Origin of the sequence: Pseudomonas sp. NPDC012596, assembly GCF_042902325.1 — a bacterium.
GTDB lineage: Bacteria > Pseudomonadota > Gammaproteobacteria > Pseudomonadales > Pseudomonadaceae > Aquipseudomonas.
This window is the reverse complement of sequence record NZ_JBIBEB010000003.1, coordinates 271,270-293,392: the sequence shown is the minus strand read 5'-3', so window position 1 is coordinate 293,392 and position 22,123 is coordinate 271,270. Positions and strand designations below refer to the sequence as shown.

At 62.9% G+C, this 22,123-nt stretch carries 20 protein-coding genes; 12 read left to right on the top strand and 8 right to left on the bottom strand.

What is annotated here, in order from left to right; all coding sequences use genetic code 11:
* The first annotated feature begins 239 nt into the window (after positions 1 to 239).
* From ACFY68_RS05995 to ACFY68_RS05985, 3 genes are read left to right on the top strand one after another with little or no spacing between them, the layout of a single operon-like run.
* The gene (locus tag ACFY68_RS05995) at positions 240 to 884 is read left to right on the top strand and encodes an AAA family ATPase (RefSeq protein WP_387524436.1); all 645 of its coding nucleotides are present in this window, start codon (positions 240 to 242) and stop codon (positions 882 to 884) included.
* Entirely contained in the window at positions 881 to 1,633 is a 753-nt protein-coding gene (locus ACFY68_RS05990) for an AAA family ATPase (protein WP_387524433.1), read from the top strand. The genes ACFY68_RS05995 and ACFY68_RS05990 overlap by 4 nt, the downstream gene beginning before the upstream one ends.
* Before the next feature lie 21 nt (positions 1,634 to 1,654).
* A complete protein-coding gene (locus ACFY68_RS05985) occupies positions 1,655 to 2,521 on the top strand; it encodes a hypothetical protein (protein ID WP_387524430.1) in 867 nt (288 codons plus the stop codon).
* Positions 2,522 to 2,581: 60 nt separating this feature from the next.
* Here the strand turns inward: ACFY68_RS05985 and ACFY68_RS05980 are convergent, their stop codons facing one another.
* The 3 genes from ACFY68_RS05980 to ACFY68_RS05970 form a co-directional block, all read right to left on the bottom strand.
* Positions 2,582 to 5,125 carry an HWE histidine kinase domain-containing protein gene (locus tag ACFY68_RS05980; RefSeq protein ID WP_387524428.1) on the bottom strand — a complete coding sequence of 848 codons (2,544 nt, stop codon included), beginning with the start codon at positions 5,123 to 5,125 and terminating at the stop codon, positions 2,582 to 2,584.
* Positions 5,126 to 5,269: 144 nt separating this feature from the next.
* Positions 5,270 to 6,088 carry an NAD-dependent epimerase/dehydratase family protein gene (locus tag ACFY68_RS05975; protein ID WP_387524426.1) on the bottom strand — a complete coding sequence of 273 codons (819 nt, stop codon included), beginning with the start codon at positions 6,086 to 6,088 and terminating at the stop codon, positions 5,270 to 5,272.
* A 78-nt stretch (positions 6,089 to 6,166) separates the two neighbouring features.
* Positions 6,167 to 6,892, bottom strand: a complete 726-nt coding sequence (locus tag ACFY68_RS05970) for an oligogalacturonate-specific porin KdgM family protein (protein WP_387524423.1) — start codon at positions 6,890 to 6,892, stop codon at positions 6,167 to 6,169.
* Positions 6,893 to 7,251: 359 nt separating this feature from the next.
* Between ACFY68_RS05970 and ACFY68_RS05965 the strand changes: the two genes are divergently transcribed.
* From ACFY68_RS05965 to ACFY68_RS05930, 8 genes are all read left to right on the top strand, one after another.
* Positions 7,252 to 8,406, top strand: coding sequence for a mandelate racemase family protein (locus tag ACFY68_RS05965; RefSeq protein WP_387524420.1), 1,155 nt, complete (start codon positions 7,252 to 7,254; stop codon positions 8,404 to 8,406).
* Between the two features lie 69 nt (positions 8,407 to 8,475).
* Complete coding sequence (locus tag ACFY68_RS05960) at positions 8,476 to 10,086, top strand: ABC transporter substrate-binding protein (RefSeq protein ID WP_387524417.1); 1,611 nt, start codon at positions 8,476 to 8,478, stop codon at positions 10,084 to 10,086.
* Positions 10,087 to 10,152: 66 nt separating this feature from the next.
* Positions 10,153 to 11,190, top strand: a complete 1,038-nt coding sequence (locus tag ACFY68_RS05955) for an ABC transporter permease (protein ID WP_387524415.1) — start codon at positions 10,153 to 10,155, stop codon at positions 11,188 to 11,190.
* A gap of 45 nt (positions 11,191 to 11,235) precedes the next feature.
* The gene (locus ACFY68_RS05950) at positions 11,236 to 12,852 is read left to right on the top strand and encodes an ABC transporter substrate-binding protein (RefSeq protein WP_387524412.1); all 1,617 of its coding nucleotides are present in this window, start codon (positions 11,236 to 11,238) and stop codon (positions 12,850 to 12,852) included.
* 24 nt (positions 12,853 to 12,876) lie between these two features.
* Positions 12,877 to 13,794, top strand: coding sequence for an ABC transporter permease (locus ACFY68_RS05945; protein ID WP_387524410.1), 918 nt, complete (start codon positions 12,877 to 12,879; stop codon positions 13,792 to 13,794).
* Positions 13,795 to 13,805: 11 nt separating this feature from the next.
* Positions 13,806 to 14,645, top strand: a complete 840-nt coding sequence (locus ACFY68_RS05940; RefSeq protein ID WP_387524407.1) for an ABC transporter ATP-binding protein — start codon at positions 13,806 to 13,808, stop codon at positions 14,643 to 14,645.
* Positions 14,646 to 14,656: 11 nt separating this feature from the next.
* Positions 14,657 to 15,424: an ABC transporter ATP-binding protein gene (locus tag ACFY68_RS05935; RefSeq protein ID WP_346613422.1), complete on the top strand. Its 768-nt coding sequence runs from the start codon at positions 14,657 to 14,659 to the stop codon at positions 15,422 to 15,424.
* Positions 15,425 to 15,577: 153 nt separating this feature from the next.
* Positions 15,578 to 17,359, top strand: a complete 1,782-nt coding sequence (locus tag ACFY68_RS05930; protein WP_387524404.1) for a glycosyl hydrolase family 28 protein — start codon at positions 15,578 to 15,580, stop codon at positions 17,357 to 17,359.
* A 3-nt stretch (positions 17,360 to 17,362) separates the two neighbouring features.
* Here ACFY68_RS05930 and ACFY68_RS05925 read toward each other — a convergent pair whose 3' ends face one another.
* A complete protein-coding gene (locus ACFY68_RS05925) occupies positions 17,363 to 18,106 on the bottom strand; it encodes a FadR/GntR family transcriptional regulator (RefSeq protein WP_387524401.1) in 744 nt (247 codons plus the stop codon).
* A gap of 96 nt (positions 18,107 to 18,202) precedes the next feature.
* Between ACFY68_RS05925 and ACFY68_RS05920 the strand changes: the two genes are divergently transcribed.
* Positions 18,203 to 18,907, top strand: coding sequence for a FadR/GntR family transcriptional regulator (locus ACFY68_RS05920; RefSeq protein ID WP_387524398.1), 705 nt, complete (start codon positions 18,203 to 18,205; stop codon positions 18,905 to 18,907).
* A 7-nt stretch (positions 18,908 to 18,914) separates the two neighbouring features.
* Here ACFY68_RS05920 and ACFY68_RS05915 read toward each other — a convergent pair whose 3' ends face one another.
* The 4 genes from ACFY68_RS05915 to ACFY68_RS05900 are packed head-to-tail and all read right to left on the bottom strand — an operon-like array spanning position 18,915 to position 22,118.
* Positions 18,915 to 20,144, bottom strand: coding sequence for a pyridoxal phosphate-dependent aminotransferase (locus tag ACFY68_RS05915; protein ID WP_387524395.1), 1,230 nt, complete (start codon positions 20,142 to 20,144; stop codon positions 18,915 to 18,917).
* On the bottom strand, positions 20,141 to 20,791 hold the full coding sequence (locus tag ACFY68_RS05910) for an RraA family protein (RefSeq protein ID WP_387524392.1): 651 nt from the start codon (positions 20,789 to 20,791) through the stop codon (positions 20,141 to 20,143). The genes ACFY68_RS05915 and ACFY68_RS05910 overlap by 4 nt, the downstream gene beginning before the upstream one ends.
* On the bottom strand, positions 20,791 to 21,453 hold the full coding sequence (locus ACFY68_RS05905; protein ID WP_387524389.1) for an RraA family protein: 663 nt from the start codon (positions 21,451 to 21,453) through the stop codon (positions 20,791 to 20,793). The genes ACFY68_RS05910 and ACFY68_RS05905 overlap by 1 nt, the downstream gene beginning before the upstream one ends.
* A complete protein-coding gene (locus ACFY68_RS05900) occupies positions 21,453 to 22,118 on the bottom strand; it encodes an RraA family protein (protein ID WP_387524387.1) in 666 nt (221 codons plus the stop codon). Before ACFY68_RS05900 ends, ACFY68_RS05905 begins: the two co-directional genes overlap by 1 nt.
* Between the last annotated feature and the right edge of the window lie 5 nt (positions 22,119 to 22,123).

Here is a 22,123-nt window from a genome sequence, read left to right as displayed (position 1 = left end):
GGCGTTTGATCAGGGGCAGAGCTAGGGGGTGGGGCTGGGGGAATGCTCCCACACTCGCGAGGGCGTCGAAATCACCCTTTTGGGGGAGCTGCGCAGACTCGGGCTCGTGCATCGAGAGACCGCTGTGTAATGATATGCTACGCAGTTTGCGGTCGTGGCAGCGCAATTTTCGCCAGCGCTTAACCCGAGGCGGGTATGTAGCAGTCCCGTGCGATCGAAAGGCCAGAACAGGATGTGCCATGTATATACATAAGCTTAAAGTGCAGAACTTGCGGCGGCTGAAAAACTTGTCGTTGAATTTCACTCAGTCTGATGGCTCCCCCCGTATGTGGACTGTCCTGATTGGTGAAAATGGCACAGGCAAAACCAGTATCTTGCAGGCTATTTCTCTTGCCGCGGCCGGGAGTTTGCGGGTAAATGACCTGGCGGGAAGCGCGTTTGCACACTTGGTCGGTCGCCGGCAAAAGACCGAGCTGAAGATCGAGGCGGAGTTTGGCTTTACGCCATCCTCGCGTTCCAACCCCAAGGCCCATCCTTTGCATGACCGCAAGTCCGACGACTTTACACTGGTATCGGAAGTCACCTTGCGTCACAAGGAAACATCGATATTGGCAAAAGCGCGTTATGGGTATCAGCAAGACTTCCCGCTGCCTGAGAACAACCCGTTGGATAATGCGCGGTCCAAAGAACTGGCGAACTGGTTTGTCATCGGTTACGGGGTTCAGCGTGTACTGCCGGAGGCGGGGCGTATTCCGGATCTGGTCAGGCCTTCAGTTGATCGGATGAAGCCTCTGTTTGACTCCGCCTATCCGCTGACCAGTACCAGCTTCCTCAGTCACTTTGGGCAGCGGCAAAAAAATCCCTGGCCTATTCGAAAATATTGAAAAGAGCCATCATCAATACGGATATCTTGCCTGAGGACATCGATAACCTCGAAATGCGTGGCCAAGGCGGGGTCAGCAAAGCGGCTGACCTGCTCGAGAGGAACCGCTTTCACCAGAAAATGGGTACAGATATCGTCCAGGTCCCCGCTGTAGCGCTGGCTCACGGCTACCAGTCCACCATCGCCTGGATTGCGGATCTTGTGGGTCATATCCTGCTTGAGGCCGATAACGCCGACAAAAGCCCAGAAGACTTCGAAGGTTTGGTGTTGATTGATGAGATAGACCTGTACCTTCACCCCAAATGGCAAGCGCGACTCATACCGGCATTGCGCAACACCTTTCCCAAGTTGCAGTTCATCGCCACGACACACAGCCCGGTTGCCCTGGCAACCCTGGCACCTGATGAAATTATCAGGGTGCAGGCCGACCCACAGACGGGCGATGTGAGGCAGATCACCCCGGATGCTGAGACGGGCGTCTGGGACGAGGTCGACAAGCCTCAGGACCTTTCGACTCAACCCGACCCCCGGCTCATGACGGGGACCGAGCTTTTCAGTGAATACTTCGGCCTTGACAGATTAACGCTGAATGTCCATGGCGAAGCGATCAGAAGCTATACGGCACTGGCTAACAACCCACTAAGAAATGATCATCAAGATAAGAAGATGCAGGCGCTAAAGGCGCAACTCATCAAGGCGGGGGTGCATCATCTGGCGGCGCCGGTGCCGAGAACACCTGCCCAGGACTGAGTGTCGCGTAAAGGAAATGTCATGATCAGGCTTTACTTAGGCACTGAGCCCGCGGCGCTAACGGCCAGTCGAGCAGTTAACCTTCCACTTGCCATCACGGCTATAAATCACCACGGGGTCAATGCCAAAGCGTTCACAAAGGTGCTGGGTGAAGGGTATCAAGTGGCCCGCCCGTACCTGTACAAGTTACAGCATAAAAAATGTGCGTTTTGCGAAATAGTGGTAGATGACATCAACAGTCCTGTAGAGCATTTCCGGCCTAAAGGCGGTGCCAAGGACAAGCGTGGCACGCGCTGGTACAAAGCGGCAACGCACTACTGGTGGATGACGTGGACCTGGGAGAATCTGTTTTTCTCATGCAATCGCTGTAATTTTTCAGGCAGCAAAGGCAATAAATTTCCGCTGCGCCAGGGGGCTCAGCGAATGCTGGCGCCGGCGACCCCCTGCCCAGCGATTATTCCCCAACTGCACTATGATCATTCAGGCGAGTCGTCGCTACTGATCAACCCACGGCTCGATAACCCTCTTGATCACCTGCAATGGGCGTTGGTTGACCCTGCTGCGCATCCTCGCAACTGGAGGTGGACGGTTGTCGGTCAAGACGACAAGGGCGACATGACCATCGAGGTATTCAATCTCGCCCATCGCATTGACATGGTGAACAACCATCTCAAGGTCGTGAAAGAGGCGCGAGAAAACATTGAGAATTACCTCGCCATCAACGATTTGCGCAATGCCAGAGCAACCTGGGATCGCGCAGTCTTGAACTACGTCTGCGACCCCGAGCAGCCTTTTCGTAATGCGGTGTGGTGGGCGTTGAATGATATCTACCCGAAACATGAGCAAATCCGCCATGGCTTTGCCCATCCACCAACCCCTGTTTGCTGACAGCTGCTACCCGTGCTGCAGGGCGCGGCATCAGCATTGCGCGCCTGGCTGGGTCAGCGTTTACTGTCCTACCAGCAACTGTTCCAGGTTAAGCAGGATCGAAGCAGCGTCGTAAGGCTTGCGTACCACAGGCACATGCTTCAGATGCGCGGGGATGATCACGCTGTCGCCATAGCCGGTGGCGAACAGGAACGGGATGTTCAGCTGCGTGAGCGCTTCGGCCACACCAATCGAAGTGCCCGCACCAAGGTTGATATCCAGCACCGCCACGTCCGGTTTTCGGCCGGCGAGCACATTCATTGCCTCGGTCTCGGAACTTGCGGTTATGACATCCTCGACCTGCGCATCAGCCAGGATCTGCTCCAGGCCCACGGCGATCACCAGCTGGTCTTCGAGGATCAGCACGCAGGCGTTGGCCAGCCGTGCGCAGTCTACCTGCGGCTGAGCCGGCGCCGTTGCAGGCACCTCGGTGTCGACATCCTCCAACAAGGTCAGGTGCCTGGCGGGAATTCTGAAGCGCCCCAGCAGGCCCTCGGGCCGGTATTCCAGGGCGCTGGTGCCGCCGAGGTCGAATGGGATGCTGCGGTCGATCAGCACCGAGCCGAAGCCGCTGCGGGTGGGCGGGCGCACGGTTGGCCCGTCGCTCTCGCACCAGGTGATGTCGCAGGCGCCGCCCGCATCGATCGCCCAAGTGACCGAAAGCTTGCCGCCTGCCCGCGACAGCGCGCCGTACTTGGCGGCGTTGGTGGCCAGCTCGTGCAGTACCAGCGCCAGTACCGAAAAGGCACGGGCATCGAGCAGCAGGTTGGGGCCGCGCAACTCGAGCGCATCGGCTGCGGTGCGGTAAGGCGAAAGCTCCGCCTCGAGCAGCGCCGAGAAACGCCCGCCACCGTCACCGCGCACCACTTGGTCGTGTGCCAGTGCCAGCGCCTGGATGCGCCCCTTCAGGGTGGCCACGTAGCCGCTGAGGGTCTGGTTTTCCGCTGTGGGGTGCGCCACCAGCGCACCGATCAGCGAAAGAATGTTCTTTACCCGGTGGTTGAGCTCTTCGTTGAGCATGCGCTGGCGCACGTCCGACCGGGAACGTTCCTCGGCCAGCAGTTCACTGTTGTGCAGCGCGACTTCGACGATCGCTGCGCGAATGGCCTCGCCAAACTGGCGGTCCTGCGCCGACCAGGGCAGCGAGTGGTGGTGCACCGTCTGTTTCCACACGGCGAAACTCTTGCGTGGCGTCAGGCGCTCACCCAGCGGGCCGCTTTCATAGGTCTTGTTCGGGTCGCCAGCCCAATCGAGGGTCTCGATCACCTCTTTGCGGAACAGCACAAGGTAGTCTTTGGGCTGCTGCGACATCGGAATGATCAGCACCCCGGAAACCTCGGTGGCATAAGCCTCGGCTGCGGGGTGGGCCATGGACAGGCAATTCGATGCCCAAGTGCAGCCTTGCGCGACACCCTCGGCAAAGCGCAGTAACCCGGGAATGGCGTGCCTGGGCGGAGTCAGCCCGGCGGCGGTCCATTGCCCTTCCAGCACCATGCCGATGCCGTCGCAGGGGATCAAGGCTTCGAAGTCTGGCAGGCGGGCGCGCAGCAGCTCGTCGATATCCGGCGTGCGGTGGGCGTCGTGCAGCAGGTTGTCGAGCACCCGCCGGGCATGCGCGGCGGCCTCGAGGGTTTGCCTGGCCTGCAGGGTCTGGATCTGCAGCGAGAAGAATTCACCGAACATTTCTGCGGCAACCCGTTGGCCCATGCTCAGGACACGCGGCGCGTAGTGGTGACAGGCAATCAGCCCCCACAGTGCGCCGTCGACGATCACCGAGATCGACATGGAAGCGCCCACACCCATGTTGGTCAGGTATTCGCAGTGAATCGGCGAAACGCTGCGCAGGTGGGCGTAGGACAGGTCGAGCGGCTCGCCAGACAGGTCCAGTACAGGCTCGATGGGGACAGTCTTGAACTTGGCATCGGAGATGATCCGCACCGGGTTGCGCAGGTACAGCGCGCGTGCCTGCTGGGGGATGTCCGAGGCCGGGAAGTACTGCCCAAGAAAACTCTCAAGGCCGCTGCGCTTGGCTTCGGCTACGACCTTGCCGGCACCGTCTGCGCCAAGCTGGTAAATCATCACCCGGTCATAGCCGAGCAGGGCGCGCACACGCCGGGCAGTATCGGCAACCAGCTTTTCGCTGCGGTCAATCTCACGCAACTGGGCGATCACCGTGCGCACCAGCTCAATCGGCTCGGCAATGCTCGAACCGCAGGGCTCGAACTCGATGATGGCGGTGCCTTTGAACACATGCGCAGCCACATCGAACGCTTGGCCGCAAGCGCTTACCACACCGAACGACAACGCCGGGCGCGAGCCTTCTTTGACGCGGGCCAGGGAGTTGCGCAGGGTGTGCGCCGCTTCGGTACCGATGATCGCTTCAAGGCGTTGCCCGTTTATGCCTCCCGTCACGCCCAGCATGCCCGGGGCATTCGCCGAATGGCGCAATACCAGGCTTGCCGAGGCGTTGCAGGCCAGCAGGCAGCCGTGCGGCTGGATGCTGCCGGGAATCTGGATCGGCTCACGGTCACAGTTGGTCAAGTTGACGTGGGGTTGCAAAGTCATGGGTACCTGCCGGTTGATCGAAGACCGGCTGCCTGCATGACCGGCGAATTTCAGGCAAACGATATGTTCACAGTCACATTCTGCCTCGGAGTCTAGCTGGCTCGATAATCTTCGTCATCCACGTCTGAACGCCGCGCTCAAGGCTCAGTCGTCAAAGGGCCCGGCCGCCGTAAATGCGCCACCTTGCAACCGTGCGTTGGGGTCATCAGAAGCGGGCTTGGGCAGTTGTTCCATCTGCGGGCGAAAACGCTCGGAGCTGTCTTGCGGGTTGAAGCCCAGGTGCGCCGCGTAGCGGTTGTCCCACCACAGCTCGCGGTTGGCCGAAACGCCATACACCACGGTGTGGCCGACGTTTTCTGCGAGCAGCGCACGCTCCAGCAGGTACACGAGGTCGGGGTAGCTCAGCCAGGTCGACAACATGCGCAGGTTGCGTGGCTCGGGGAATGACGAGCCGATGCGCAGGCTTACGGTTTCGATGCCATAGCGGTGGTAGTAGAAGGTCGCGAGGTCTTCGCCATACGACTTGGACAGCCCGTAATAGCAGTCCGGGCGGCGCGGGGTGTGTGCATCCAGCTGCTGGTCCTGCGGATAGAAGCCGGTGACATGGTTGGAACTGGCGAACACCACCCGCTTGATGCCGTGTTTGCGCGCAGCCTCATAGACATGAAAGGTACCGCGGATGTTGGCGTCGAGAATTTCCTCGAAGGCCCGTTCGGTGGAGATCCCGCCCATGTGCACGATCGCATCCACGTCCTGGGCCAGTGCCAGGACTGCGGCCTTGTCGGCAAGGTTGCAACTGATCACTTCTTCATGCGCGCCGGCCGCAGGCGCCATGGCGCTGATGTCCGAGGCGCGCACTACCTGTGCATGGGCTTGCAAGGCTTCGCGCAGGATCAGCCCAAGGCCGCCGGCGGCGCCGGTCAGCAGGATGCGATTGAAGGGTTTGCTCAAGGGTGTGGTCATGGCGGGCGCCTGTTGTCGAGGGTTGGTAAATGACGTGGTTCTGCCGCGGGGCAATCCGCTGACTGCCCGGGCCAGGGTTTACAGGAAGTTGTACTGGATCCCCACACGCCAGCGGGCCTGGCGGTCGTCGGTGTAGGCATTGACCTTGATGTCCCCCACCTCCATGAACGGCGCCCACTGCTTGTCGAGCTTGTACTTGATGATCAGGTTCTGTTCGTAGTCGCTCTTCTTGTTGTCGTAGCGGATGTAGTCGGTCTGGAAGTGGATGTACTGGTACTCGAACGCCCAGGGGCCTTTGGGCGTGTAGCCCAGCCAGCCTTCAAGGCGTGTGGTGTTCTGGTTGTCCTTGGCACGGTCGGGCCAGTCATGGTCGACCTGGTCGCGGTCCAGGCTGCGCGCATCCTGGCGCACGCGGCCGGCGACGTACCAGGTGTCGGAGACCTTGTAGCTGTACTTGAGGCCGAACTTGTAGGTGGTGGAGTCCTTGGAGCTGTCCATCTGGAACGCGGGCGTCAGGGTCGATTGGGCGCTGAGCTTGTAGTTGTAGTCGATGGTGAACTCGTGACCGTTGTTGACCATGTTGTCGTAGGCGACGTCTTCGCGATCGCCAGCGGTCTTGTATTTGATCTCGGCGGCGAAACCCAGGCCGCTGTCCTTCCTGTAACTGAGCTTGATCCGGTCGGAGTGGATGCTGTCGTCTTCGGTGTAGCCGTGGCGGTAGTTGATGCTGGCCGAGTCTGCGCAGGCATGGAACGACAGGCCGAGGGTACTGACAGCAACGAGCAGGCGGAATGTGGTGTTCATGCGATCTTCTTTTGTTGTTTTTGTCGAGGTCGTTATGAGGTGAGGCGTCAGTGGCGGGTTGGTCGAGGGCAGGGCTCCAAGGCAATTTTTGCGTAAGTTATCGTACGACTTCAGGGTTGTCTACGATTTATTCAGATGTTGTCGGATGACCTTGGAAGGCAGGCTTTGGAGCGCTGTTCTAGAGCTCTATAGGCCGTATTGTCTATACGTGGAGGGGAGGGCGTGGCCAAAAATGTGAACCGATCTGGCACTTTGCGAAAGTTTTCGAAGTGTGCTTTTCAAAAGTTGTATGATGACGTAGGATCGCTGCCAGAGCGTGACTCACCCGCCACAAATCCAATAAGAAGGCTCAGACGTCCATGATCATCACCGCCGTAAACGTCCAGGTTTTTTCCTATCCCACCCGCCGCGCCGTCGACAGCGCAGGCCATGCCCACCCAGGCGACGTGACCCAGGCCCAGATGGCCTTGCTGCGCATCCGCACCGAATGCGGCAGCGAAGGGTATGCCCTGGGCGCCCCTGAATTGATCCGCCCGTATGTGCTCGACGGTTTTGTGCGCAAAGTGCTGGTGGGCGCCAACGCCTTCGACCGCGAAAAGATCTGGCACGACCTCGCGCACTGGCAGCGCGGCAGCGCCAGCCAGTTGACCGACCGCGCCCTGGCGCTGGTCGAGCAAGCGCTGTGGGACTGGGCCGGGCGCAAGCTGAACCTGCCGGTACACAAGCTGATTGGTGGCTACCGCGACAAGGTGCCTGCCTACGGCTCGACCATGTGTGGTGATGAGCTTGCCGGCGGGTTGTCTACCCCTGAAGAGTACGGCCGCTTTGCCGAGACCCTGGTCAAGCGCGGCTACAAAGCCATCAAGTTGCACACCTGGATGCCACCGGTCTCGTTTGCCCCCAGCGTAAGCATGGATATCAAGGCATGCGCCGCGGTACGTGAAGCCGTAGGCCCGGACATCGCACTGATGATCGACGGCTACCACTGGTACAGCCGCACCGAGGCTCTGACCATCGGCCGCGCCCTGGAGAAGCTCGACTTCGCCTGGTTCGAGGAGCCGATGATGGAGGACTCTGCAGAATCCTACGCCTGGTTGGCCGGCCAGCTGGACATCCCGGTGCTGGGCCCGGAAAGCCTGGGTGGCAAGCACCTGAGCCGGGCCAGCTGGGTGAAGCACGATGTCTGTGACATCCTGCGGGCCGGCGTCGCTGGCGTGGGTGGCATCGCACCGTGCTTGAAGGTGGCGCACATGGCCGAGTCATTCGGCATGGATTGCGAGATCCATGGCAACGGCGCGGCCAACTTGGCGGTGGTGGGTGCGATCAAGAACTGCAGCTGGTACGAACGCGGCCTGCTGCACCCCTTCCTCAACTACGACGAGGTGCCGGCCTACCTCAAACGCCTGGTCGACCCGATGGACGAAGACGGCTTCGTGCACCTGTCCGACCTGCCAGGCCTGGGCGAGGAAATCGACTTCGACTACGTCGAAACCAACACGCTGCGCAGCTTCTGATGCGTGCATGGCGGCACGCGCCACAGCGTGCCGCCCGAGAGTCCAATAACTATAAAAAGGCAATCTCACATGAGCGTTCTCCCCAAATTCTGGGCGGGGGTCCTGGCAGCGTCGCTGGCAATGACCTCAGTGCCCGCTGCTTTCGCCAAAACACCTGCCGACCAGTTGATCGTCGGCATGAGCATGATCAACCTGCTGTCGCTCGACCCGGCCGCTGCCACCGGGCTGGACGTATCCGAGGTCAACGCCAACCTCTATGACATGCTGCTGGTGCAGGATGCGAACAACCCCGACCAACTGGTCCCGGCGCTGGCCGAGCGCTGGCAGGTCAGCGATGACCGCAAGACCCTTACGTTCAACCTGCGCCAGGGCGTCAAGTTCCAGTCCGGCAACGCGTTGAGCGCTGAGGACGTCGCCTGGTCGCTGCAGCGCGTGCTCAAGCTCAACCTGGCCCTGGCTTCGACCTGGAAGGCTTACGGGTTCACTGCCGGCAACGTCGACCAGCACATGCGCGCGGTCGATGAACACACCTTCGTGGTCGAACTGCCGCGCCCGACCGACCCGATGCTGGTGCTCAACACCCTGGCGACTTCGCCAAGCGCCTTCATCCTCGACCGTAAGGTGGTCCAGCAACACCAGAAGGGCAATGACATGGGCGGCGCCTGGCTGACCACCCATGCGGCCGGCAGTGGCCCTTACATCCTCAATGACTGGCGCGCCAACGACGTGATCCTGATGAGCCGCTTCGATGGCTACTGGGGCGGCCCGGCCAAGCTCAAGCGGGTGGTCATGCGCAACATGACCGAGTCGCAGTCGTTACGCCTGATGGTCGAGCGCGGCGACCTGGACCTGGCCAAGGGCATGTCCGCGCCCGACATCGAGGCGCTGGAAAAGTCCGACCGGGTGCGTACCCAGACGGTGCAGCGCGGCACCCTCTACTACGTGGCGCTGAGCGTCAAGAACAAGCCTTACGACGACGCCCGCGTGCGCCAGGCCGTCCGGTCGCTGATCGATTATCAAGGCATCGACCAGACCGTCATGCCGCACTACGGCCAGCTCAACCAGCGCCCGCTGCCGCTGGGCTTGCCGGCGCGCCTGGATGACCCGGGCTACAGGCTGAACGTGGCCGAGGCGAAAAAGCTGCTTGCCGACGCGGGTTACCCCGACGGCTTCAAAACCACCATCCGCGTGCTCACCGAGCCGCCGTTCATCAACATCGCCTCCAGCCTGCAGGCGACCCTGGCCCAGGCCGGCATCCAGGCCACCATCGTGACCGGCACCGGCAACCAGATTTACGGCGCCATGCGTGAACGCAGCTTCGACATCCTGGTCGGGCGTGGCGGTGGCGGCGCCGAACGCCACCCGCATTCCAGCCTGCGCACCCTGGTGTACAACCCCGACAACCGCGATGAAGCCAAGCTGAGCAACTTCCAGGGCTGGCGCACCTCGTTCTACAGCCCGGAGCTGAACAGCCTGATCGAACAGGCCGAAGTCGAGCCCGACAAGACCCGCCAGCAAGCCCAGTACCAGCAGATCCAGCAAACCCTGGATGCGCAGGTGGGGGCGATCTTGCCGATCTCGCAGATGACCGACACCGTGGTGCTCTACCACGATGTGCAGAACTATCAGGCCCACAGCGCGGCCACCACCCGTTACAAAGACGTCTACAAGTCGCGATGAGCGGGCCAGGGGCGTGCGCGCCCCGCACGCCACGGTGTTTGCTGAACGTTTTTTCAGGAGCCTGTTATGTTGCTTTCGACTGCCTCTGTGATGGGCACCCGTGTGTCCGCTACCGCCCGCCGCGCCAGCACGGTGCTGGTGACCTTGCTCGGCCTGCTGGCGCTGACCTTTTTCATTGGCCGGGTGATGCCGCTGGACCCGGTGCTGGCCGTGGTCGGGCCGGACGCCGACAGCTCCACCTACGACCAGGTGTACCGGGCGATGGGCCTGGACCAGCCGATCTGGACCCAGTTCGGGCTTTACCTGAGCGACTTGCTGCACGGTGATTTCGGCAACGCGCTGCTCACCGGCCACCCGGTGCTTGAAGACATCCGGCGCGTGTTCCCGGCGACCATCGAACTGGCCACGCTGGCGATCCTGTTCGGCATCCTCATCGGCTTGCCGCTGGGCGTGGTCGCTGCCAGCAACCAGGGCCGGGTGGGCGACCATGTGGCGCGGGTCATTACCCTGTTCGGCTATTCCACACCGATTTTCTGGGTCGGCATGATGGGCCTGCTGGTGTTCTACGCCTGGCTCGGCTGGGCGGGCGGGGCAGGGCGCATCGACCTGGCCTACGACGGTATGGTGCCGGACGTCACCGGCCTGCTGCTGATCGACACGGCCCTGGCCGGTGACTGGGAAGCCTTCAGCAGCGCCGTGCGCCATATCATCCTGCCTGGGCTGATTCTCGGCCTGAACTCGGTGGCCTATATCAGCCGCATGACCCGCAGCTTCATGCTCGAGCAGTTGTCCCAGGAGTACATCATCACCGCGCGGGTCAAGGGCCTGTCGCGGCGCCAGGTGGTCTGGGGCCATGCGTTTCGCAACATCCTCGTGCAATTGCTGACGGTGGTGGCCCTGGCCTACGGCTCACTGCTCGAAGGTGCGGTGTTGATCGAAACCGTGTTCGCCTGGCCCGGCTTCGGCCAGTACCTCACCAGCAGCCTGATGCTCGGTGACATGAACGCGGTGATGGGCTGCGTGCTGGTGATCGGCCTGATTTTCGTCGCCCTCAACCTGATCAGCGATGCCCTGTACAAGGTGTTCGACCCAAGGACCCGCTGAGCCCTGCGGGGTTGGCGTGAACAATTATAAAAAGAAGGACGCTCAATGAAGACTCTACGTTCCCCACTGCACCTGCACCTGCGCCTGCTGGCTGTGGCCTTGGCGCTGACGCCGATGGCCGCGGTGCAGGCCAAGACCCCTGCCGACCAGCTGATCGTCGGCATGAGCATGGTCAACCTGTTTTCCATCGACCCGGCAAACGCCCCTGGCCTGGACGCCTCCGGGGTCAATGCCAACCTCTACGACACACTGGTCAAGCGCGACCAGGGCAACCCGGAGCAACACCTGCCACAACTGGCCGAGCGCTGGGCCATCAGCGACGACGGCAGGCAGGTCACCTTTCACTTGCGCAGCGACGTCAAGTTTCACTCCGGTAACCCGCTGACGGCAGAAGACGTCGCCTGGTCGCTGTACCGCGTGATGAAACTCAACTATGGCCTGGCCACCACCTGGAAGGCCTACGGGTACACCGCCGAGAACATCCAGGGGCTGATCCGCGCCACTGACGCGCACACCCTGGTGGTCGACCTGCCGCAACCGGCAGACCCTCTGCTGCTGATCGACTCGCTGGCCACTTCGCCCAGTGCGGTGGTGGTCGACCGCCTGGCGGTGTTGAAGCATGAGAAGAATGGTGACCTCGGGGCTGCCTGGCTGGTCACCAACGAAGCGGGCAGCGGGCCTTTCACATTGGCCAAATGGACCGCCAACGACACCTTGGTGATGACCCGTTTCGATGGCTATTGGGGTGGGCCGGCGAGGATGAAGCGGGTGCTGGTGCGGCACATGACCGAGTCGCAATCATTGCGCCTGATGCTCGAGCGCGGTGACCTCGACCTGGCGTACGGCATGGCCGCGCCCGACATCAAGGCCATCGAGAGCGCCGCCACGCTGCAGGTGCAGCCGCTGCAACGCGGCACCATGTACTACGTGGCAATGAGCATGAAGCAGCCCGAGTTTGCCAACCGCAAGGTACGCGAGGCGGTGCGCAACCTGATCGACTACCAGGGCATCGACCAGCAGGTGATGCCGCATTACGGCATGCTCAACCAGCAGCCGATGCAACTGGGGCTGCAGGCCCGCCTGCCAGACCCAGGCTACAAACTCGACGTGGCCAAGGCCAAGGCGCTGCTGACCGAGGCCGGTTACCCGCACGGTTTCAGCACCACCATTCGCACGCTGTCCGAGCCGCCATTCATCGACATTGCCGCGCGCATGCAGGCTACCCTGGCCGAAGGCGGCATCACCGCCAACATCGTCACCGGCACCGGCAACCAGGTGTATGGCGCCATGCGCGCGCGCAACTTCGAGATGATCGTGGCCCGCGGCGCCGAGCGTTACCCGCACCCGTACTTCAGCCTGCGCACCTTTGCCTACAACCCGGACAACAGCGACAGCGCCGGCCTGCCTAACTTCCAGGGCTGGCGGGCGTCGTTCTTCGACCAGCAGCTCAACGCGCTGATCGACCGGGCCGGGGTCGAGCGCGACGCGACCGCGCGGCTGAACCTGTACCACCAGGCGCAGCAGCGCTACGACGAACAGGCCGGGCCGATCATGATGATCTCGCAGATGACCGACACCGCCGTCAGCGCATTGGATGTCCGCGGTTTTACCGGTGATGACGCCGAGGCGACCCGCTACCTGGGCGTCTACAAGCAACGTTGAACCTTTCACTTCGAGAGCATGCCGATGATTGCCAACATTTCTTCTACCGGTTCAAGCGCCAAGCCGCAGGCCGACCGTTCGCCTGCTTCAAGCGTCGATGCGCTGTACAAAAGCAGCCTGCGGGTACTGCGCCACCTGTTGCGCAACCCCATGACCCTGGCCGGCCTGCTGGTGGCCTTGCTGCTGGTGGTGGTAGCCGCCTTTGCGCCGTGGATCGCCACCCACGACCCGGTCGTGCAAAACCTTGCCAACGCCTTGCAGGCACCCGGTGCCGCGCATTGGTTCGGCACCGATGAATACGGCCGCGACATCTTCAGCCGGCTGGTCTATGGCTCGCGCATCACCCTCTACATCATTACCCTGGTGACCGTCATCGTCGGCCCGATCGGGTTGTTCATCGGCACTGTGTCCGGCTACTACGGTGGCCTTGTCGACAGCGTGTTCATGCGCATCACCGACATCTTCATCTCGTTCCCCAGCCTGGTCCTGGCGCTGGCGTTCATCGCCGCACTGGGCCCTGGCCTTGAGCATGCGGTAGTGGCCATTGCACTGACTTCATGGCCACCGATCGCACGCCTGGCACGGGCCGAAACGCTGTCGCTGCGCAAGGCCGACTTTGTCGTGGCGGTCGAGCTGCTGGGCGCCTCGTCGACGCGGATCATCCTGCGCCACATCGTGCCGATGTGCCTGTCGTCGGTGATCATTCGCCTGACCATGAACATGGCCGGCATCATCCTCACCGCCGCGGCCTTGGGTTTTCTCGGCCTGGGCGCGCAGGCGCCGCTGCCGGAGTGGGGCGCGATGATCTCCACTGGCCGGCGCTACATGCTCGAATGCTGGTGGCTGGTCGCCGTGCCCGGTGCGGCCATCATGCTGGTGAGCCTGGCGTTCAACCTGCTGGGCGATGGCCTGCGGGACATTCTCGATCCGCGTAGCGAATAACTGGAGGTTACATGTCGACGCTCAAACTCAATGTCGATTCGCTCAACGTGCGCTTCGTCAATGGCAAGAAAGAAATGCACGCGGTGCGCGATGTCTCGTTCACCCTGGGCCGCGAGAAACTTGCCATCGTTGGTGAGTCCGGCTCGGGCAAGTCCACGGTCGGGCGCAGCCTGCTCAAGTTGCACCCGGCCAGCACGCAGATCACCGCCAAGGCCCTGCAGTTCGGCGAAGTCGATTTGCTCAGCGCCAGCGAAAAGGCCATGCAGAAGATCCGCGGCCAACGCATTTCGATGATCATGCAAGACCCCAAGTACTCGCTCAACCCGGTGGTCAAGGTCGGCGAGCAGATCGCCGAGGCCTACCTTGCGCACCACAAGGCCAGCCGCAGCGAGGCCCGCGAGCGGGTACTGCTGATGCTGGAAAAGGTGCATATCCGCGACCCGAAGCGCGTCTACAACCTGTACCCGCATGAAGTCAGCGGCGGCATGGGCCAGCGCATCATGATCGCCATGATGGTGATCACCAACCCGGAGGTGATCATCGCCGACGAACCGACCTCGGCGCTTGACGTGTCGGTGCGCCAGCAGGTGCTCAACGTGCTCGAAGAGCTGGTGGTCGAGCAGCAGATGGGGCTGATTTTCGTCAGCCACGACCTCAACCTGGTGCGCAACTACTGCGACCGGGTGCTGGTGATGTACGCCGGGCGCGTGGTCGAGTCGCTTGCCGCCTGCGACCTGCAGTACGCCGAACACCCGTATACCCGTGGCCTGCTGGCAGCCTTGCCAAGCATGGACAACCGCCGCCCGCGCTTGCCGGTGTTGCAACGCGACCCGCTCTGGCTCACCTGCTGAGGTAACTGACGATGTCCATGATCCAAGCACACGCGCTGAACCTGAGTTTCGGCGTTGGCCCGGCGCTCAACCAGGTGTTGCACGATGTCGACCTGACGGTTGAAGACGGTGAATCGTTCGGCCTGGTGGGGGAGTCGGGCTCGGGCAAGACCACCGTGCTGCGTTGCCTGGCCGGGCAATACCGGCACTGGAGCGGGGCGCTGAGCATTGCCGGCGTGGCGCTGCAGCACAAGCCGCCCAAGGAGCACTTTCGCAAGGTGCAGATGGTTTTCCAGGACCCGTATGGCTCGTTGCACCCGCGGCACACCATCGACACCGCCTTGCGCGAGCCGCTGACCATCCATGGCATGGGCGAGCGCGACGACCGGATTAACGACATTCTGGTCAAGGTCGGCCTCAACGACAGTTTCCGCTACCGCTACCCGCATCAGTTGTCTGGCGGCCAGCGCCAGCGCGTGGCGATTGCCCGGGCGCTGATACTGCAGCCACGGGTGTTGTTGCTTGACGAGCCGACTTCGGCCCTTGACGTATCGGTGCAGGCAGAAATTCTCAACCTGCTGGCGGACCTGCGCCAGCGCGAGAAGCTGACCTACCTGATGGTGACCCACGACCTGGGCGTGGTCAGCCATCTGTGCGACAAGGTCGCGGTGATGCAGCAGGGGCGGATCGTCGAACGCCTGGACAGCCAGGCGCTGAGCCAGGACCTGGCCAGCCACGCGTACACCCGCATGCTGGTGCAGGCCAGCCGCGATTTCAGTGCTCAGGCAGCTTCGGCCTGAGTGAACGGGGGCTGCTTTGCAGCCCATCGCCGGCAAGCCAGCTCCTACAGGTACCGTGTCGCTCAGGGGTGGCACGCTCACTGTGGGAGCCGGCTTGCCGGCGAATGGGCCGCAAAGCGGCCCGCCTCTGGTGAAAACAAGGAAGATAAAGACATGCACCGAACACTGCTGGCCACCCTGGCCATGAGCTTCTCCCTTCCACTGTGGGCACTCGATGCCCCCAGCAAAGTCCTGGTCCCGACGTTGGCCTACGACGACCAACAGATCATCCTCGCCTGGGAAAAGCCTGCCCACCACGCTGAGATCGTCGATTACCACGTCTACGCCAACGGCCAGTTGCTCGGGTCCAGCAATGCCAACAATGGCCAGGTATCCCCAGCCAAGCCGTACATCGACCGCTTCTACCAGCAGGACACGCGCAACTTTCACCACCGCATTGCCATCCACAGCTTCACTGCACTGGGCCTCAAGCCCGACAACGAATACCGCTTCACCGTGCGTTCGGTTGGCCGTGACGGCAAGGAGTCAGCCGATAGCCCGGTAGTCGTGCAGCGCACCACCGCCGTGCCGGCGCTGTTCGATGTGCGCAAGTTCGGCGCCAAGGGCGACGGGTATACCCTCGACACCGCCGGTATTCAACGCGCCATCGACGCCTGCACACCCGGTTGCAAAGTGCTGCTGCCCAAGGGCATCTACAAGAGCGGCGCGCTCTACCTCAAGAGCAACATGACCCTGGAGATCGCCGAAGGCGCGACCCTGCTGGGGTCAGCGCGTGCCGAGGATTACCCCCGCGATGGCTACATCCAGTACCCGTACTCGACCACCGTGCGCCCGGCTTCGCTGATCAACGCCTTGCCGCGTGACCCGCGCAAACACCAGGCATTCGAGAACATCCGCATCGTCGGCAAGGGCACAATTGACGGCAATGGCTGGAAGCGTAACCCCGACCTGATCGATGAACATGGCCATGCCTTGCCGGCCTACCTGGCCAGCGACAACACGCGGTACATGCACGACGGCGTGCTAGCCAAGGCCCAGGTCGAGCGCGCGGTGGCCGAAGGCATGAACGTCAAGGACGCCTACGGCCAGATGCGTTCTTCACTGATTACCCTGCGCGAGGTGAGGAATGTCTTCTACGGTGGCTTCACCGTGCTCAACCCGGCGTACCACGGCATCATGAACCTGGAAACCGAAAACGTGGTGCTGGCCAACACCACGCACAAGACCTACGACGCCAACAACGGGGACGGCATCGAATTCGCCAACAGCCGCGGCGCGATGGTGTTCAACAATTTCTTCGACACCGGCGACGACTGCGTCAACTTCGCCGCCGGTACCGGCGCCCAGGCCGTGAAGCAGAAGCCCCAGCAAGACGCCTGGATCTTCAACAACTACTTCGCCAAAGGCCACGGCATGGTCGTCGCGGGCAGCCACACCGGCGCATGGATCCAGAACATCCTGGCCGAGGACAATGTGTCCGATGGCACCGATGCCGGCCTGCGCATGAAAAGCACCAACTTCATGGGCGGCGGGGCGCGCAACGTGATTTTCCGCGATTCGGCGCTGCGCAACACGGTTAAACAGGCGTTCATCTTTACCCTCGATTACAACGACCCCAACGCCATACTGGATTATGAGAAGTCGACCATCGCCGGGCAGTTCCGAGACGTGCAGGTCAGCGACGTCACGGTAGAAAACGCCCGGCTGGCTGCCATCGAGGTCAAGGGCGACAGCCAGCACGGGGCTTTTCACCACCGGCTGGCGTTCGAGCGTGTGCGGTTCAGCGGGCCGGCCGTGGCGCGGATCGATGGCCTGAAGGATTCGCGGTTCGACGCGGTGCAGTTCTCTGACACCAACGCAAGCAACCCCTGGCAGGTGAGCGGCAGTACCGGCCTGGCGTTCCACAATGTGGTGCCGGCACCCCAAGCCAAGTAGGCGTTATTCGCTGTAGAAGGCTTGACGCTGCTGCGCCTCGCGCAGGCGCATGCGGCTGTTGCTCAAGTGCAGGAACATCGCCGCGCGTGCTGCGTCGACCTGGCGGCTGGCGATCGCGTCATAGATCTGTTGATGTTCGGCGTTGATCCCCGCCAGGTAGGTGCTGCGGTTGCTTTGCCCCGTGTAGGCGGAGTTCATCCGGGTGCGCGGGATCAGCTTGGTGCCCAGGTGCTTCATGATGTCGATCAGGTAGGGGTTGGCGGCGGCCTTGGCGATTTTCAGGTGGAACTGAAAGTCGGCATTGATGGTGCTGCCGGACTTTTCCGGGCCTTGCAGCAGCTCCTGCAGGGCTTGCTCAAGCTCTGCCAGGGCCTGTGGTGTGGCACGTTCGGCAGCCATGCCCGCGGCCTGCACTTCCAGGCTGATACGAAAATCCAGCAGGTCGAGGACATCGGACAGCAGGGCGATGGTCGCCGGCCCGACGTTGAAGCCTTCGGGTGCCGGCATGTCGAGCACGAAGGTGCCGACACCGTGCTGGGTCTCGACCAGGCCCGCTGCCTGCATCCGCGACATGGCTTCGCGCACCACGGCCCGGCTGACGCTTTCGGCGGCCATGATCTGCGCTTCGGTGGGGAGTTTGTCGCCGCGCTTGAGGGTGCCTTCGCGGATGCGCTGGGCAAAGCGCTCGACCAGCGCTTCGGCGAGGCGGCGAGGTTTGACTGGGGCAGTAGAGGTAACGTCGGACATCGTTTTGCTCTAGTGTGATCAGCGGGCATTATAGTGCTTTCATGCGCAAGCCTGCGGGTATAATCGCGCATCGTTTTGTTTGAATGGATCAAGTGAATGGAGCGCGATACCCCCGACCGACGCCTCAGCCTGGCCCAGCAACTGGTGCTCGACCTGTCGCGCAGGATTCTCGCTGGCGAGCTGCCTGCCGGCAGCAAGCTGCCCACTGAACAAGCGTTCACCGAAGCCCGCGGCGTCAGCCGTACCGTGGTGCGCGAAGCCATGTCGCGGCTGCAGGCGGAGGGCCTGGTAGAGACGCGCCGTGGCATTGGTACCTTCGTGGTGGACACCACCCGGCCGGGTAATTTTCAGGACAGTCAAGGCGAGAAGGGCACCGCCCACGATGCCGTGGCCCGCATCGAGCTGCGCCTGAGCCTGGAAGTGGAGGGTGCCGCGCTGGCGGCGCAACGTGCTACGCCCAGCCAGTTGCTTGCCCTGCGCAAAGCGCTGGATCAGGCCAACGCCGTGGGGCCGTTGCACAAGGACAGCAACCGCATCGAATTCGAGTTCCACCTGCAAATCGCCCTGTGCACCGGCAACAGCTTCTTCATCGATGCCATGACGCATGTCGGCAACACCCAAATCGAAGGCGTTCAACCCACCGTCGACCCGCAGCAACGCATGCGCCAGGCACGTGAGCGCGAGCAGATCTGCGCCGCGCTGGAGCGGGGCGACGCCGAGGTGGCACGTGCGGCGATGCGCCTGCACCTGACCAATTGCCTGCACAGCGCGCAGTGCACGGCGCAGGCAACGGCCGGGTGAGGTTGCCTCAAGCCTGCGGTATGACAGCCCGGCAGAACCGGGCGATGGCCGCACAGGCGCTGGCCAGCGAATCATCGTCCAGCGCGTAGGCAATGCGCAGGTACGGGCCGAGCCCGAAGGCACTGCCATGAACCACCGCCACATCGGCTTCGTCGAGCAGCGCCAGGGCCACATCCTCATCGGTGCCCAGGTAGCGGCCGCCGGGTGAGGTCTTGCCGATCAGCCCGGCACAATTGGCAAACGCATAGAACGCACCGGCCGGTGGTTCGCAGTGCAGCCCGGGGGTTGCGGCGAGGGCGTCGACCATCAGGTTGCGCCGCCGCTGAAATACCGCGCGCGAAGTGTGAAGGAAATCCTTGGGGCCTTGCAGCGCGGCCAGCGCCGCTTGCTGTGAAACCGAACAGGCGCCGGAGGTTTGTTGCCCCTGTAGTTTTTCCATGGCTTCCAGCAGCCAGCGCGGGCCGGTCGCGAAGCCGATGCGCCACCCCGTCATGGCATAGGCCTTGGACACCCCATTCATGGTCAGGGTACGGCCTGCAAGGCGCGGCTCTACCTGGGCCAGGGTGTGAAAGCGCTGATTATCGAAGATCAGATGCTCATAAATGTCGTCGGCCAGCACCAGCACATCGGGGTTCGCCAGCAACACCTCTGCCAGTGCCTGTAGCTCTTCACCGCTGTACACAGCGCCGGTCGGGTTGCATGGCGAGTTGAGGATCAGCCAGCGGGTGCGCGGGGTGATCGCCTCGGCAAGCGCCTGGGCCGTGAGCTTGAAGCCGCTGCGGGCATCGCAGGTGACGATCACGCTGCGTGCACCGCAGAGCTGGACCATCTCGGGGTAGCTGACCCAGAACGGCGCCGGCACGATCACCTCGTCACCCTCATTGAGGGTGGCTGCCAGGGCGTTGTAGATCACCTGCTTGCCGCCGCTGCACACCAGGGTGTCCTGCCACTCTACCGGCAAGCCGTTCTCCTCACGGAATTTCGCCGCCACCGCTTCGCGCAACGCACGGCTGCCGGCCACTTGGGTGTAGCGGGTATGGCCTTGGTCGATGGCCTGCCTGGCCGCCTCACGGATCGGCGCGGGGGTGTCGAAGTCTGGCTCGCCCGCGCACAGGGAGATGATCTTCGCCCCTTCGGCGCGGCGCTGGGCGACGCGGTCGATGATCGCGTAGGTGGCGGAGGGGCGGGCGCTGGCCAGGCGCGTGTTCAGGCGCTGAAGGTTGCCATTGCCGGTCATTGCGCTTCTCGCCACTGGGTCAGCTGCATGAGCTCCAGCGTGGTCGTGCCCTGTTCGATGGCGTGCATCATCAACGCCTCCTTGTCAGCACGCGCCTGGCCCTCGGCGAGGGTGCGCGCGGCATCGGCTTTGGGCACGATGACTACCCCATCGTCATCGGCCACCACCAGGTCGCCCTGGGCAACCGCTGCGCCGGCGAAATTGAACGGTTTGCCCAGCGAGCCCACGCTGGCCTTGACCGTGCCCTTGACCGAGATGGCGCGGGCGAACACCGGGAAGCCGCGACGCCGCAGCGCGGCAATATCGCGCACACCGCCATCGATCACCAGGCCGATGACACCGGCGGCTTCGGCGGCAACGGTGAGCACTTCGCCCCAGTAACCGGCAATGAAGTTGCCGGTGCCGACCACCAGCACGCTGCCGCGTGGGACACGCTCCAGGGCCAGGTGCAGCGCGAGGTTGTCACCTGGCGAGCACTGCAGGGGGTACGCCGGGCCGGCGATGAAGGCGCCTGCCCATACCGGGCGGATGTCGCTGTCTACCGCACAGGGCAGGTGCGAGGCCTCGAACAGGGTGGATGTGCCCAGCAGGCGGGCACGCTCGGCGAAGTCGGCGGGAAATGGCAGGTCGGAATGGTTCATGCTCATCAGGCTTTACTCTGCAGTGTGTGGTAACCCAGGGCTTCACGCGCTTGCCTGAGCGATTTGCCCTGGCTGATCTGCGTACGGATCTGCGCCTCCACCGCTTCGATACGGCGTGCGGTTGCGGCGACTTCGCGGGCGCGTTCACGTGGCACCACCACCACGCCATTGGCGTCGGCGACGATAATGTCGCGGGCGCAGACGCGGGCAGTGCCGATCGACACCGGCTGGTTGATCGCCTGCACCTGCACGCGGTCTTTGCCGGTGCGCATGAAGCGGCCCTTGCTGAAGATCGGGTAGCCGTCGCCCAGGGCCTTGGTTACATCACGGCACACACCGTCGATCACCGTCGCGGCAATACACCGTTGCCCGGCGTACTGGGTCATGATGTCGCCCCACACCGTGCAGTCGGTACGGCCCTGGTTGTCGATCACCACCACATCGCCCGGGGCGACATCGTCGATGAAGTCGCCCACGGTGCCCGGCGGGGTGCTGGCCGACACGTATTGCACGGTGTAGGCCGGGCCGACCAGCACTGTGTCGTAGTTGGCCAGTGGCATCACGCCCAGGCACTGGCCGGGCAAACCCAGCTTGTCCAGGGCGTCCGAAACACCGGGCGTGTCCAGGCCTGCGAACAGCGCCACCAGGTCTTTATCGAGGTCGCTCATCAAGGCTGCTCCGTGTTGATGGCTTCGAACTGGCTGTCGTGCATCACCTCAGCCACCGAGCGGCCGGCGCGTACCGCGTCGACCATGCCAGCCTGGCGGCGATCGATGCGCTCGGCCAGGTCCAGCACCTTGGCGATCTGCGCCTGGGCGATGAACACGGTGCCGCAGTTGTCGGCGATCACGTAGTCATCCTGCGCGACCGCTACCCCGGCCACCTGCACGGGGCAGGCGGCAGCTACCTGCACCACGCGGTTACGCGCGCTGATCATGGTGATACCGCGGCCGTACAGTGGGTAGCCGATCGCGGCGCTGCCGTCGATGTCGCGGCTGCAGCCATCGATGATGCTGCCGCGCACGTTTTTTGCGCGGGCCGCATTGGCCAGGATGTCGCCCCAGCATGAAACGCCTTCAAGCCCGCCGGCGATGACCAGCACACGGTCAGCCGTGGTGATGGCCTCGACCACCGGGGTGATCAAGTGCACGGTGGGTGCGCTGTCGGCCTTGGCCGCCAGCTGCACGGTGCTGGCGCGGCCGACCACCTTGGGGCATGGCCACAACGGGCGCAGGCCGAAGGTGGCGCCGGGCAGCCCGAGAAAGTCCAGGGCGTCGGACACGGTGTTGGTGTCCAGTGCGGCCAGGCGGTCGAGCACGCTGTCTTGGCTCATGGGTG